The sequence below is a fragment of the Candidatus Pristimantibacillus lignocellulolyticus genome, from assembly GCA_023639215.1.
Classification (GTDB): Bacteria; Bacillota; Bacilli; order Paenibacillales; family Paenibacillaceae; genus Pristimantibacillus; species Pristimantibacillus lignocellulolyticus.
In genome coordinates, this window is record CP097899.1 from 759608 (window position 1) to 774031 (window position 14424).

Genomic DNA, 14424 nt, shown 5'->3' on the forward strand with positions numbered 1-14424 from the left:
AAATATTTCACAGGAAATTCCATGAACTACAAGCAGATCTTTAGCATCACTCTTCCTATATTCGTAGATTCTGCCTTCATCGTATTAATTAGCATATTGAATACGGCGATGATTAGTTCTTCTGGTGTTGCTGCTGTTAGTGCTGTTAGCGTAGTAGATTCATTGAATATGTTTATTATTAGTGTATTTATCGCTATAGCTACAGGTGGTACTGTAATTGTTGCGCAATATAAGGGTAAGCGAGATCTGAAGCAAGCTTCTAGTGCAGCTACCCAGGCGATATCGTCAGTAATCGTTATCGCTATTGTAATCAGTCTATTTGCTATTATTTTTCATTCGCCTATTCTAACTTCACTTTTCGGTAGTGCAGATGTAGACGTATTAGCAAATGCTAAAATATTTTTCATTGGTAGCTGTATCTCTTATCCTTTTATCGGTATTTACCAAGCTATAGTCGGCGTCTTAAGAGGTGTTGGTGAGACAAAAGCTTCCTTAGCTCTATCATTAATTCTAAATCTTTCTTACTTTATTCTGAATATCATTCTTATTACATTACTTGATATGGGTGTACTTGGTCTTGCAATTTCATTAATTGCCGCTCGTGTATTAGGGGCTGGGGCATCATTAATCTATTTAATTCGATATAACCACACACTACGCTTTAAGTTGCGAAGTATGCTTAAAGTACATATTTCATTATTGAAAAGTATAATGTATATTGGATTACCCTTTGCTGCTGAACAGTTATTCTTTAATGGTGGCAAGTTACTCACACAAACCTTTATTGTCCAGTTTGGTACATTAGCAATAACGGTTAATGCTATTAGTAACTCACTATCGATGCTACTTCAAATAGGTGGTACAGCATTAAGTGTAGCTGTCGTCACGGTTGTTGGACAATGTATAGGAAGAAAAGAAATTGAGGATGCGAGGAAATTTATTAAATCTTTTCTCGGCTTATCTAGTATCTTCTTCGTGTTTATTACGATCATTATTTTATTGCTGTTCCCGGTGCTCGTAAACATTTACTCACCACCAGCATCTATCATTCCGGATATTTTCCATCTGATTCTACTATTATCTATTGCACAGCCATTAGTTTGGTCAGTAAGCTTCATTCTACCTTCTGCTTTACGAGCTGCTGGAGATTCTAAATATACTTCGATTACATCACTACTTACGATGTGGCTATTCCGTGTCATACTCGGATACGTATTAGGGGTTACACTTCAATATGGTCTAATGGGCGTCTGGATCGCAATGGTTGCTGAGTGGGCGGTACGTGGTGTCATATTTGGGTGGAGGTTCAGAGGCGATAAATGGTATAAGCATAAACTCATTTAAGTATTTCGGAAATAACTTTTATGTATATACGAATGCGTTACTAATTGATAAATTAAAAACGGCACCATGATCATAACGATCATGGTGCCATTGTCATTCTATAAGTATTAATATTGACCTGTGTATTTAGGAGAGATCAAAGTTGCACCTGTTGCTTGCTTAAACTCTTGTACACGGACATTTCTAGCAGCTTCAATAGACTCTAGACCTAACTTATCTATTGTATCCATCGCTTCTTTGTAATGTTTCTCGAATTCATCATCTGTTTTGGAGAACATCATTTTTGGTACAATTTGTGCCCAAAATACATTTATTTTAGACTCAGCATTTGCTTCTTTGGATCCTGGTTCATAAGCATCGAATAAATTACCAGAATCTAATTCGGCATTGCTAAACATATATTTAGAAGATCCGTAATGTAGTGAGTCTACATATTCAGTCAATTCTGTTAGATTTTCATCTTTTACATGTTTCAACCAAACATCATTTGTAAACCACCAGATAGAGTCAAGACCCCATTTTTTGCCTGCAGCATTCCAATCTGCATTCATTTCCGCTTGAATGTCTTCATTAATCATATATTTGCCATCTGCCGTAATTGTGAATGTTTCGCCTTCTTTACCGAATTGATTCACGGTTTGACCATGTTCACTATACATATAATCAATAAACTCAATTGCACGTTCCTTATTCTTTGAATTTTTGTTAATGAATGTTAATGTCCAACCTTTATTTAGTGCTCGTCCGTATTGAGGAAGTGATCCATCATTGGACTTGATTGCATCAATCGTAATGTACTTAGCATTTTCATCTGCTATAGCTAATTGAGTAACAGGACCAGAATAATCAGCAATACTTCCAATTTTCATGAATACTGCGCCTTGCGTTAGCTTTTCTTCTATTTGATTGCGTGCACTCGTAAAATTCTCAAGCGATAGCAAATTCTCTCTTGATAAACGATTTACAAACTGTAGCATATGTTTATATTCTGAAGTAGTTCGAGAATCGACATATGAACCATCCTCAGCTTCTGATACTGCACCAAACGAACCTGCAAGTACACCTAAAGAATCTGCAATATACTTATCTTTATCAGCGAAGTAGATCGGCGCTACTGTCATACCATTATATTGAATATTAGCAGTTTTTACTTTTTTCAACGCTTCAATGATTGTATCTTCTTGCTGTAGGTCTTCAACTGTAATGCCAAGTTGATCCATAATATCTGCTCTTACTAAAATTTGACCGTTTGAACGATCATTGAAATCAGGCTTAACATCTGGATATTGCTCTAACATTTCAGGAGATACATAGAAGTTCGGAATCGAATAGAAATTACCGTCACTTTGCGTGTACCAATCAATCATCGATTGAGGCAATATTGTAGAGAAGTACGGATCATATTGTTCGATCAATTCATTCATAGGAGCAACCATGTCACTATTGATTAACGTTTGAACTAGAGAAGTACTATTCCAACGATCAAGTGTAATAACATCAGGTAGATTTCCTGTTGCCATCATAACGTTAAATTCAGCATTTACATCATTACCTGCATGAATAAAATCAACAGAGACACCTGTCTCTTCAGTAATTATTTTATCAACAAAGTTATTTTTGGCATCCCATTTTTTAGAGTAGCCCGATACCCCTGTATACCAAGATAAGCTAACTGGTGATGTATCACTTTTCCAAGCTGGCTCAGTATTATCTGTTTCGCTAGTTGCACTTGCACCTTCATTCTGTTGCGCGTTACCATTTGTCGATCCATTATTACTGGAACAGCCTGAGATAACTAATGCCAGCAAAACAAACATAATCGTTAAGTTAAAAGATAGTTTTTTCATATTGATCCCCCTGTAATATAATGTTTTGTATCAATAAAATTGTTTTTATCCTTTTACTGACCCGATAAGCATCCCTTTAATGAAGAACTTTTGTACGAATGGATACACAGCAACAATTGGTAATGAAGCTGCTACCATTGCAGCAAGCTGCAAAGTCGTCGTTGTTACAGAACTTTGAGCTGCACCCAAATTACCTGACATATTTGCTAGTAATAAAGCTGCTTCAGTACTTTGAATTAGTTTCAAAATGTAAAGTTGTACCGTTTGCAAGTCACTACCCATCGTATAAATCATCGAGTCATAATAAGCATTCCAATGACCTACAGCAGTGAATAAAGATACTGCTGCTATAACTGGTTTTGATAACGGTAAAATGATTTGTAAAAATATACGATACTCACCTGCACCGTCTATTTTCGCAGATTCAATTAAAGCATCAGGTAACTCTGCAAAATAAGAACGGAAGAGAATAACATTCCAAAAGCTAAATATCGTTGGAATAATGTACACTAAGAAGTTGTTATACAATCCTAACGAATTTAAGAGAATAAAATAAGGAATTAATCCTCCACTTAAGTACATACTCATTAATCCTAAAGTAGCATACACATTTTTATATCTTAATGTCTTTCTAGAAAATGCATAAGCAAATAGCGATGTAAAAAGAATATGAGTAATCGTTCCTATTATTGTTCTTGCTAACGTCACTCCAAATGCTTGAATTAGAGCATTATCACTAAATAGTGCCTTATAGTTATCGAACGTAAAGGATCGGGTCCATAAATATACACCTCCCTTAGCATAATCTAGTCCAGTATTAAAGGATCCTATAACGGAATACCAAAAAGGGTATAGCGTAATAATGATTAAACAAGTCATGAAAAGAACATTAAACACGTTAAATATTCTGTCTGGTAATGAATTGTCTTTTACCATGATAAACCTCCTAGAAGATACCTTTTCCTGAAATTTTCTTTGCAATAAAATTGGCTAGGTACAATAAGAAGACGGCGATGACTGTTTTCATTAAACCAACTGCTGTCGCATATTCCATTCTGAACTCTCTTAAGCCAACCTTATATACATAAGTATCTATAACTTCACTAGCATCAATGTTTAATGGGTTTTGTAGAACAAAGAACTGATCGAAGCCACTATTCAAAATATTACTAATAGCAAATACGAGTAAAATAACAATCGTACCTGTTATAGAAGGTAGTGTAATGTACCAAATTCTTTGGAAACGTGAAGCTCCGTCCATATAAGCAGCCTCATACATTTCTTGATCTATACCTGCGATTGCGGCTAGATATAAGATTGCACCCCAACCAAGCTCTTTAAATAAATTAGTTAGTACTGCTAATAACCAAAAATAATCTTTCTCACCAAGAAAATGGATCGGACTATCAATTACACCAAGTGATGTTAATACATGATTCACTACACCTGTACTTGGCGATAAAATACTAATGACTAAACCACCGAAAATACTCCATGAAATAAAGTGGGGTAGGTAAGTTACTGTTTGTGTTAGTTTTTTGAAGCGAGATGAAGTAATTTCATTCAACATCACTGCAAAAATAATCGTTACTGGAAATGTAATCAATAACCCTAGAAGATTTATCCCTAGTGTATTGCGAAGCATATTCCAAAAATTCATGTCAGTCACGAACTCTTTAAAATTCGCAAGACCAACCCACTCCGCTTCAAATATACCCTTAATTCCTGTTACAATATTGTAGTCCTTAAATGCTACTAAAACTCCGTAAAGAGGGATAAAAGTAAATATTAAAATAAAAAGAATACCTGGAACAATCATAGATTGTAATGAAAGCTGATCTCGATCTCCTAGTAAACTTTTCAATTTCCCTTGACCAGTAACTACTGGCACATCTGTTTCCTTCATCATCTAGGCTCCCCTCTTGTATGCTACTATTAAATTGTAAACGCTCTTAATTTATTTCAACAGGATGCTAGTTTGTGAAAAGGTATCATTTTTTATAAAAAAAGCTAAGTATCCAAAACATGGACACTTAGCTACTCTTTGTTCATTTTTTTATTTGACTTTGAGATTGTTGTCTGATAACTTTTCGGACCTATACCATAATAATTTTTAAATACTCGTGTAAAGTTTTTCGGATTACTATAGCCTAAAGCTTCTGCCACCTCATTAATTTTAACATTGACGCCACTAAGTGCATTTTTGGCATATTCCATTCTTTTCTTCGTTACATAATCTTGAAACGTAGTTCCAGTGTTGTCCTTAAACATTTTACTGAAATAATGATAGCTCACATTACAATAGTTAGCGACAATTGCCATATTAATTTCATCTAGTAAATGCTCCTGTACATATCGCTTTGCAATCTCGATAACGTTATAACTTTTGAATAAATGCTCTCTGGCATCGATCGTTTGAAACATACATGTTTTTAAGTATATCCGAAGCTTTTCACCTTGTGAAAACAAATAAAAATCTCTTGTTTCATTCGGATGCCAGCTAATGATTCGCAATATGCTATCATAAATTTTCTTCAAGCTATCCATACTGTATTGTTTGAGTTGTTCATCACCAAAATAGCGCTGGATGAATGAAATGACATTATTTTTATTAGACATATCAATCATCTCAATTAGTTTTTTCACATCATCAGCTTCAATGATTGCTTCTTTTTTCCCTTGAAGGACTCGCTCATCAATCATAGTATGTGGTCGAACTGTTAGTTTATATTTCCAGCATTCATAGGCACTCGAATAAGCGTTCTTGAGCAACGAAGTTGATGAAATCAGTTCCCCACGCGATATAATCATAGGGATATCAGCAAAAATAGTTAATGCTTCTTCCAATAGTTTATCAATTTTGCTAGATGTGAATGACTGATCAGCATTAATCCAAAGTGCAAGATCATTTTGCCAATTGTAGAAAGGATAGATATTGATTTTCTCATTCTCTCCGTAATGGGCTAGATAATATTGTGCGAGCATCGAAGTCCAAGAAGAAATCGTTGATTGCCCCTCCGTTGACGTAATAATTGCTACACAAGTCTGGCTATGCGGTAGAGGAATTTGTAATCTTACAAACACTTCTTCATATGTTGTTGCTGACGCCTCCACATTTCCTATTACACCATTTATTTCACGACTTATTTTATCGATCCAAGAAAGATTTTTCTCTGTCGATCCTTGATTTTGCTGTTCTCTCTCACTCTCAAGGTTAACTATCATTTTACAAAGTGCCTCTCGTAGTTCATCCGTATGCACTGGCTTTAATAAATAATCGGTAACTCCTAACTTAAAGCTTTCTTTTACAAGATGAAACTCATCGTATCCGCTAATGACTACCAATTTACAGCCTAGTTCTAACGACATTAACTTTTCAATAAATGATATCCCACCCAAATGCGGCATATTGAGATCAGTTAAAATAATATGTGGCACATAGCTTTCTAACTTTGCAATTGCATCTAACCCGTCATTTGCAGTTTCAATTTCACTAATTTGCTCCAAATTAAGATATACTACAATATCTTTAAGCCCTTCTCTAACTACTTCCTCATCATCTACGATTAATAGTTTATACATCGGTGTAATTCCTTTCACTCGTAGGGTATTTTTATTAATATTTTCGTATACTCACCTAGTCTACTCAGTACTGTCAAATAGTAGACATCCCCATAGTAAAGACGAAGTCTACTATTAACATTATGTAGCCCGATAGAACTACTTTTCTTATCACCCTCTGGAATAAGATGCAATTGGAATTGCTTATTAAGCTCTTCCAACCTTTGCTCTGACATCCCATTTCCATTATCCTCAACATGAATCCACAACTCATGATTTTGAATCTCTACAATAATATTAACTTCCAATTGTTCTTGAGTCTTAAGTTTGCCGTACTTAATACTATTCTCTACAATTGGCTGCAATAGAAACTTGATAACCGGATAGGTCTTCAACGTTTCATCCATCGTTACCTGCAAAGAAATACGTTGGCTTGTACTAATTCTTTGCAAGCTCATATACTTTTTAATAAGCTCTATTTCTTCTCCTAATGTAGATTGATGCGTTTGCTCACTTAAGTTGTATCGCAATATTTTCCCGAAATCTGCAAGTGAATCAGCAATATCAAACATTTTCTCTTTAATAAAGCGCATCCGAAAAATATCAAGTGTATTATAAATAAAATGAGGATTGATTTGATATTGCAATGCTTGGATTTGCGCCTCTTTCCTTAGACGTTCTTTCATAACCACATTATGTATAAGTTCGTTATTCATATCTATTAAGTTATTAAAATCTTGTGCGATCTGACCAAATTCATCTCGATTTTTATCTGGAATACGTCTATTAAGATCTCCTGACATTACCTTTCGCATAACTGAAATCATTCGATGAAGTCTGAGAAAAATCATCTTTACCATGACTAAGCAAGTTACAATTAACAATATTAAGCTTGCGATCATAATGAGTACTTGGTTGACAACACTATTTTGAATAGAAGTATTCAGTTGCTCAAGTGACACTTTAAATACAAAATATTGATTAAGCTCCTTCAATTGCTTATAAAAATATAAATGCTGCTCCTCAATAAAATGTCCCTGATCATCTTTCAGATGCGGGGCTATAATTGAAAATTGCTCCGCATTATCCAGACTTGTCGTTGCATAGACTATACCTTCATCGTTTAATAATAACTGAATGTTTTCACTCTCGGTCACATGATCAGTAGATTGAAGCAAATAATCTTCCGCTATCATAATCGTTACTATCCCTAACATGTTTCTTGTAGATGAATATAACTTGCTAACAAGCGTATAAACATCACGATTCGTATTCAATTGATTCGGAAAATTAGGCGCTTCATCCGGAGTTAACCATATGTAAGATTTCGTTTCATCATTCACAAAATTTTGAATATTAGGATGTTGCTGTTGATGCCGCAGATTTAGAAAATACGGCCATGATTCAGGAATATTATCATTTTGCATAAACACTCTTATCGTGTAGTCATCAGATTCAGTAAAAGCTGTAGCATATTTTACGATTGGCACGATTCCATCCAAGTAATAGCTAAGAAATTCTGATTCATCCTCAAGGTAAGGATCATCCATAAATTCCAATAACTTAATGTTTTTTATGACTACATCATTCAAATCATAAGAAACTGCTAGTTTCCTCACTAATTCATCACTAGTCTGATTAAAGGTAAACTCCATTTGTGTAATGAATTCATTTTGTATGCGTTCTGTCGAATTATGATTCAGTCTAATTAATACTAATGAAAATAGAATAAAAGGAATTGAATAAATAACAATCATCTTAACGATGATACTATTCAGACCAAACTTTTGCTTCATCCTGCTGCTCCCTCACCTAAATTATTAGCATCGTATCATAAAAGATAACAATCATCTAGCTATATTGACGATATTGATGTCTATATTGAGCTGGTGTAATGCCATGTTCCTTCTTAAATAATCTTATAAAGTAGTTGGTGTCCATTCCTACTAAATTCGATATTTCTTGAATTGTTAAATGAATATTCTCCTTCGATTCAAGCAATAATATCGCCTGTTCCAATCGTAATCGTTGCAAATAAGTTAGTGGATTTACACCATATGTTTCTTTAAATAAACGTTGAAAATGCTGAACTGAATACCCAACAGCATATGCAATATTTGCAATTCTTATATTTTCATTGTAATGCTGCTGCAGAAGGTGAACAGCCCGTTGTAAGGCATGTGTTGAAGGTGTTGAATGAACGACTGCAGAAGGTTTTTCTTTCAATGCAACGATTTGAGACAGAACAATTAACCAATCATATAACTGCACAGATATATTTCTATCCACATGCTGTTCTTCATCATAATGACTATTCCACATTTGGTGGATCCGTTCACTTGTCTGTTGTAATTGATCATAATTCAATGAGATTGGTGTTAGCATTGGAATCGCACTCGCACTAATGAGCGACTCAGCCAAATATCCACTAATACCCATATAACCTAAAATCCACATTTGATCTTGCTCAGGGTAGTACTCATGAGCAAGCTTCCCCGGAACAAGCAATACTTGTCCAACTTCCAGTATAATCTTTTGTTGCCCAGCAAAATGAAATACACCTTCTCCTTCAAAATTAATAAAGCATTGCAGCGTCGGGTAACCAATAGGACGATTTTGAGAGGTTTGCTCATGCAACCCACAACTGTACAATGACAAGGGGTAACTTTGATTGGAATAATTCTGAAACAAACGGAATGGAAGCATTAGCGTTCTCCTTAAATATTCATTTTATATTATTCTACTTATTTTTATTTATAGCATATATATCAAATCATCTATTGCATAGACTAATATTTATGGACTTTAATAATATCGCTGTTCTTATAATGATCCAACACGACCAATCCCAACTCATAATATTCATTTTGTACTATTTTATATCCGTTTTTGTGCTAACGATTGAACCTCATTTTTCCTTACAATGAAACTATATTTTTTGAGAGGATGATGGTGATGCGTGAACGATTAAGTATGGATAAGGATTGGCTTTTTCACTTAGGAGAACTACAACGTAATGATGAATCATCTCATGATGCGATATATGGAAATGCAAAAGCAGGTGGATTAAAAGGTGCTGCTAGCATCGAATGGAATGATAATGAATGGGATACTGTCCAATTACCTCACGATTGGTCTTATCAATTGCCATTTGACCGTGAGCACGGTATTGCCGACTTCGGTTATAAGCAAAGAGGTACAGGATGGTATCGTAAAAAATTCAAACTTTCAACTGAAGATGAAGGAAAACAGCTATTACTTGAATTTGATGGAATTGCTACACATGCTACGATTTACTTGAATGGTAGCATATTAGAAAGAAACTTCTGTGGATATACAAGCTTCGCAGTAGATATTACGGATCGGGCATTCTATGGTGATCGTCCTAACCTACTAGTTGTCAAAGTCGATGCTTCTATTTCCGAGGGCTGGTGGTATGAGGGTGCAGGTATCTATCGTCATGTGTGGCTGACGAAAACAGCTCCAATACATATTGATCATCGTGGTGTGTGGGTTCGTCCAGAGAAACAAGAAGACAAGCAGTGGCATACTCATATAGAAACAAAACTTAGCAACGATGCCCCTGAGCGTGCAGAGTACAAGCTCATTTCTCGAATCTATAATGATAAAAAGCTGTTAGTTGCTGAGGATATTTATTCTGATGTACTAGAATCTGGAGTAGCAAAGTCGATTAATACACAAATTCCTATGCAAGATCCTGAACTTTGGGATATAGATGCACCACATTTATACGAACTACACTCAATTATCGAATGTAATGGTCAGATGATCGATCGAGTAACTACGACTTTTGGTTATCGTACGATTCGTATTTGTCCAGATAAGGGCTTCTATCTCAATGAACGCCAGCTAAAGCTAAAGGGAACTTGTAATCATCAGGATCATGCAGGGGTGGGAGTTGCTTTACCAGATTCCTTGCAAGAATATCGTATTAAGCGCTTAAAAGATATGGGTAGTAATGCATATCGTTGTGCACATCACAATCCTACACCCGAATTATTAGAGGCTTGTGACCGCTTAGGAATGCTCGTTATGGATGAGAATAGAAATTTTGATAGCTCACGAGAAGGAATACTTCAAGTCGAGAATATGGTTACTAGAGATCGTAACCATCCATCAGTTATTTTTTATAGTTTGTTTAACGAAGAACCACTTCAAGGAACACCTATCGGTAGAAAGATGTTCCAGCGCATGAAGAAAGCAGTACAACAATTAGATCCTACTCGCCCGATATTAGGAGCTATGCATGGCGGTGTAATGGAGGATCATGGTATCGCAGATATTTCAGATATTACTGGTTTTAACTATATGAATGGCGCTTACGATAAATTTAAAGAGAAGCATCCTCAGCAACCAATGATCGGCTCAGAAACAGTTAGTGCCTTTTCGACTCGTAACTGCTATGAAAGTAACACTACCACACAAGTGTTTGACAGCTATGATCGTGAACGTGCCAACTGGGGTAACACCGTTCGTGAATCTTGGAAAACAATCAATACTCGAGATTACGTTATGGGTACTTTCGTCTGGACTGGCTTCGATTACCGTGGAGAACCCACTCCTTATGAATGGCCAAGTGTTAGTACACACTTTGGTATTATGGATACTTGTGGCTTCCCTAAGGATGCCTATTACTTGTATCAAGCATTTTGGCTAGACGATCCAATTTTGCATATTCTCCCACATTGGAACTGGCAAGGTAAAGAAGGACATTCGATCGACGTCATGGCTCATACGAATTGCGATGAGGTTGCTCTTTATATCAATGGTAAATTAGTAAGCCGTCAATCCGTAGATATTTACGAACAATTAACGTGGAAAGTTCCTTATGAACCAGGTGTTCTGAAGGCTGAGGGATACCGTAATCAACAGCTTGTTAAAGTAACGGAAGTGAAAACTACGGGAGAAGCTGTTGCTCTTAAGGCTGAACTACAAAAGTCAGAGCTACTTAGTAATGGTAAAGATGCGACAGTCGTTAATATTTATGCGATTGATAAAGACAACAATTTTGTTCCAACTGACAATCGTCTTCTAACCTTCTCTATTCAAGGTGATGGCAAAATATTAGGCTCCGGTAATGGTAATCCTAACAGTCACGAATCTGATATTAGTAACGAACGTCATTTATTTAACGGCTGTATGCAGTTAATTATTCAAAGTACTGCTGGTACTACACCAATTACACTGCAATTTGAAGGCACTGGTTTAGAGACGTTACAGATTCCTATCCCCGTCATTACTACTGATGAATATCTTCATATACCATCCGTAAGTGAGCGCTATATTAACGAATGGATCGTTTCTCAAACACCATATGAGGAGCGCCCTGACGCTAATATGGAAATTGCGACTACGGATATGAATAGCTGGGAAAAAGTAGATGTAAGCTTCGGGGCAAGAGAAACATTAAAAGGAATCGACGGCTATGTTATTTATCGTAATCGTATCCCAATGTCGTTTGTTCAAAATGAACAAGCCCCATATCTATGGTTCCATTCTATCTGTGGAAACGCTGAAATCTATATCAATGAAAAGCTTGTCCTTAAGCAAGATTTCCCGTGGTCAATGGATTTGGAAGTTCCACTTAGTTTACCTTTTGACAATGAAATGATTACCATTACAGTATTACTAGCTATTAACAAAGAAATGTACAGTCCAGGTGTAAACGGAGCTGTATCGATTAGAACCAAGTAAACGTAAACGAAAAAAAGCTAATCCCTTAGTTATCGTAAGATAATTAGAGGATTAGCTTTTTCATTTACACTAGTAATCACTAGCAACTGATTCTGCTTTGTTCACAATAGCTATACCTGCACTAGCACCAATACGAGATGCACCTGCTTTAATCATTGCAACTGTTGTATCGTAATCACGAATGCCTCCTGATGCTTTCACACCAACCTCAGCACCTACAGTGTGTCTCATTAGAGCAATATGCTCTACGCTAGCACCGCCCGAGCTGAATCCAGTAGATGTTTTCACAAACTGTGCACCTGCTTCTACAGCTAGCTGACAAGCTATCACAATCTCTTCATTCGTAAGCAAACTTGTTTCTAGAATCACCTTCACAGTTGCATTAGCACCCGAGGCATTTACAACCGCTTCAATATCCGATTTGACTGCACTTAAAAACCTACTTTTTAAGTAACCGACATTGAGTACCATATCAATTTCAGTTGCGCCATCCGCTACAGCCTGCTGAGCTTCTAACGCCTTAATTGATGTTGTATTTGCTCCTAACGGGAATCCTATGACCGTTGTAATACCTACTTCACGATCGTCTTGTAATTGCTCTGACGCAAGCTTTACCCAGCATGGTTGAATACATACCGTTGCAAATCGATATTGTTTAGCTTCTGTGCATAATTGAATAATGTTTTGCTCCGTAGCATCAGCTTTGAGCAAGGTATGATCAATATAAGAAGCTAGTTGATTTCCGTTCATTATTAGACACTCCTGTCATCGATATTTCATTGACATTATTGTAACGTTAATGAAATGAAATAGCTATTCCAGAAGTACTATTTATATTACTTCAGAAGATTAATTTTCAATAAGACATAAGCGAATGCAAATAACTATACAGATAGTACAAACCCTCTGTAAAAACATGGTCATGATTACCCTGCAGTATCATGACCAGTCTCATTACAATAATTCTTTACGAAGTTCAGCAGCTGATTTTGGAGACAAGTAACCGAAAGGAATATCGAATACTGTCTTAGCACCTTTTTGTCCTTCATTTGCAAGCTTGTAAGCCGCACGTGCATAAGCAACTAGAACGCTTGAAGTGAATTCTGGATTACTTTCCAAGTTCAAACCAAACTCCATAATTTGCGTAGTATTTTCACCAGTGGTACCACTTCTTAGTACAAGTCCACCATGAGGCATAGCAGAGTGATTAGCTTCTAATTCTTCTTCAGAGATAAAGTTAACGATTGTATCGTAATCTGCGAAGTAGTTAGGCATAGAAACGATTTCTTCTCTAATGCGCTCAAGATCCGCACCTTCTTCAGCTACTACATAGCATTCACGAAGATGTTTTTCACGAGTAGAAAACTCAGGGTTTTCACCGTTACGTACACGTTGTACCGCATCTTCAACTGGAATAGTGTATTGTTTACCGTTTTTCACGCCTGCAACACGACGAATCGCATCAGAGTGACCTTGACTTACACCTTTACCCCAGAAAGTATATCCATTACCTACAGGTAAGATGGATTCAAACAACAATCTGTTCAAAGAGAATAGACCTGGGTCCCAGCCTGTTGAAATAACGGCTACTTTACCACTTTCATTAGCAGCAGCATTAACTTCATCGAAGTAATCTGGAATTTTAGCATGAGTGTCAAAGCTGTCAACTACGTTGAACATTTTCGCAAATTGCGGTCCTTGTTCAGGAAGATCTGTAGCAGAACCTCCACATAGAATCATGACATCAATGTCATTTACAAAGTTTGTTGCATCCTCGATCGAATATGCTTTTGTGTCAGAAGAAATAGTTGCAGGATCTCTTCGAGTGAAAATTGCATCCACTTGCATATCCGGATTTTGTGCGATGGATAATTCAACGCCACGGCCAAGATTGCCGTATCCTACGATTCCAACGCGAATCCGCTTAGTCATAATTGAAAACTCACCTTTCTTTAAT

Annotated in this window: 10 protein-coding genes; 2 read left to right on the forward strand and 8 right to left on the reverse strand. The window is 36.3% G+C overall.

Annotated features, from left to right (window positions below):
- Nucleotides 1–21: 21 nt before the first annotated feature.
- Nucleotides 22–1344: an MATE family efflux transporter gene (locus NAG76_03095; GenBank protein ID URN95262.1), complete on the forward strand. Its 1323-nt coding sequence runs from the start codon at nt 22–24 to the stop codon at nt 1342–1344.
- A gap of 107 nt (nt 1345–1451) precedes the next feature.
- Here NAG76_03095 and NAG76_03100 read toward each other — a convergent pair whose 3' ends face one another.
- The 6 genes from NAG76_03100 to NAG76_03125 form a co-directional block, all read right to left on the reverse strand.
- On the reverse strand, nt 1452–3191 hold the full coding sequence (locus NAG76_03100; GenBank protein URN95263.1) for an extracellular solute-binding protein: 1740 nt from the start codon (nt 3189–3191) through the stop codon (nt 1452–1454).
- Nucleotides 3192–3236: 45 nt separating this feature from the next.
- Nucleotides 3237–4127: a carbohydrate ABC transporter permease gene (locus NAG76_03105; GenBank protein URN95264.1), complete on the reverse strand. Its 891-nt coding sequence runs from the start codon at nt 4125–4127 to the stop codon at nt 3237–3239.
- A gap of 10 nt (nt 4128–4137) precedes the next feature.
- Nucleotides 4138–5100 carry an ABC transporter permease subunit gene (locus NAG76_03110; GenBank protein URN95265.1) on the reverse strand — a complete coding sequence of 321 codons (963 nt, stop codon included), beginning with the start codon at nt 5098–5100 and terminating at the stop codon, nt 4138–4140.
- A 128-nt stretch (nt 5101–5228) separates the two neighbouring features.
- Nucleotides 5229–6773: a response regulator gene (locus tag NAG76_03115; GenBank protein ID URN95266.1), complete on the reverse strand. Its 1545-nt coding sequence runs from the start codon at nt 6771–6773 to the stop codon at nt 5229–5231.
- Between the two features lie 14 nt (nt 6774–6787).
- Nucleotides 6788–8548: a histidine kinase gene (locus NAG76_03120; protein URN95267.1), complete on the reverse strand. Its 1761-nt coding sequence runs from the start codon at nt 8546–8548 to the stop codon at nt 6788–6790.
- A gap of 55 nt (nt 8549–8603) precedes the next feature.
- Entirely contained in the window at nt 8604–9458 is an 855-nt protein-coding gene (locus NAG76_03125) for an AraC family transcriptional regulator (protein URN95268.1), read from the reverse strand.
- A 249-nt stretch (nt 9459–9707) separates the two neighbouring features.
- Between NAG76_03125 and NAG76_03130 the strand changes: the two genes are divergently transcribed.
- Nucleotides 9708–12467, forward strand: coding sequence for a DUF4982 domain-containing protein (locus tag NAG76_03130; GenBank protein ID URN95269.1), 2760 nt, complete (start codon nt 9708–9710; stop codon nt 12465–12467).
- Nucleotides 12468–12536: 69 nt separating this feature from the next.
- Here the strand turns inward: NAG76_03130 and deoC are convergent, their stop codons facing one another.
- Both deoC and NAG76_03140 read right to left on the reverse strand, forming a co-directional pair.
- Nucleotides 12537–13217, reverse strand: a complete 681-nt coding sequence (deoC, locus tag NAG76_03135) for a deoxyribose-phosphate aldolase (GenBank protein URN95270.1) — start codon at nt 13215–13217, stop codon at nt 12537–12539.
- 204 nt (nt 13218–13421) lie between these two features.
- On the reverse strand, nt 13422–14399 hold the full coding sequence (locus NAG76_03140; GenBank protein ID URN95271.1) for a diaminopimelate dehydrogenase: 978 nt from the start codon (nt 14397–14399) through the stop codon (nt 13422–13424).
- Between the last annotated feature and the right edge of the window lie 25 nt (nt 14400–14424).

What these genes read in the sequence shown, in the direction of transcription:
- NAG76_03095 (URN95262.1), top strand. Translation starts at nt 22, where the DNA reads ATGAACTACAAGCAGATCTTTAGCATCACTCTTCCTATATTCGTAGAT.
- NAG76_03100 (URN95263.1), bottom strand. Translation starts at nt 3,191, where the DNA reads ATGAAAAAACTATCTTTTAACTTAACGATTATGTTTGTTTTGCTGGCA.
- NAG76_03105 (URN95264.1), bottom strand. Translation starts at nt 4,127, where the DNA reads ATGGTAAAAGACAATTCATTACCAGACAGAATATTTAACGTGTTTAAT.
- NAG76_03110 (URN95265.1), bottom strand. Translation starts at nt 5,100, where the DNA reads ATGATGAAGGAAACAGATGTGCCAGTAGTTACTGGTCAAGGGAAATTG.
- NAG76_03115 (URN95266.1), bottom strand. Translation starts at nt 6,773, where the DNA reads ATGTATAAACTATTAATCGTAGATGATGAGGAAGTAGTTAGAGAAGGG.
- NAG76_03120 (URN95267.1), bottom strand. Translation starts at nt 8,548, where the DNA reads ATGAAGCAAAAGTTTGGTCTGAATAGTATCATCGTTAAGATGATTGTT.
- NAG76_03125 (URN95268.1), bottom strand. Translation starts at nt 9,458, where the DNA reads ATGCTTCCATTCCGTTTGTTTCAGAATTATTCCAATCAAAGTTACCCC.
- NAG76_03130 (URN95269.1), top strand. Translation starts at nt 9,708, where the DNA reads ATGCGTGAACGATTAAGTATGGATAAGGATTGGCTTTTTCACTTAGGA.
- deoC (URN95270.1), bottom strand. Translation starts at nt 13,217, where the DNA reads ATGAACGGAAATCAACTAGCTTCTTATATTGATCATACCTTGCTCAAA.
- NAG76_03140 (URN95271.1), bottom strand. Translation starts at nt 14,399, where the DNA reads ATGACTAAGCGGATTCGCGTTGGAATCGTAGGATACGGCAATCTTGGC.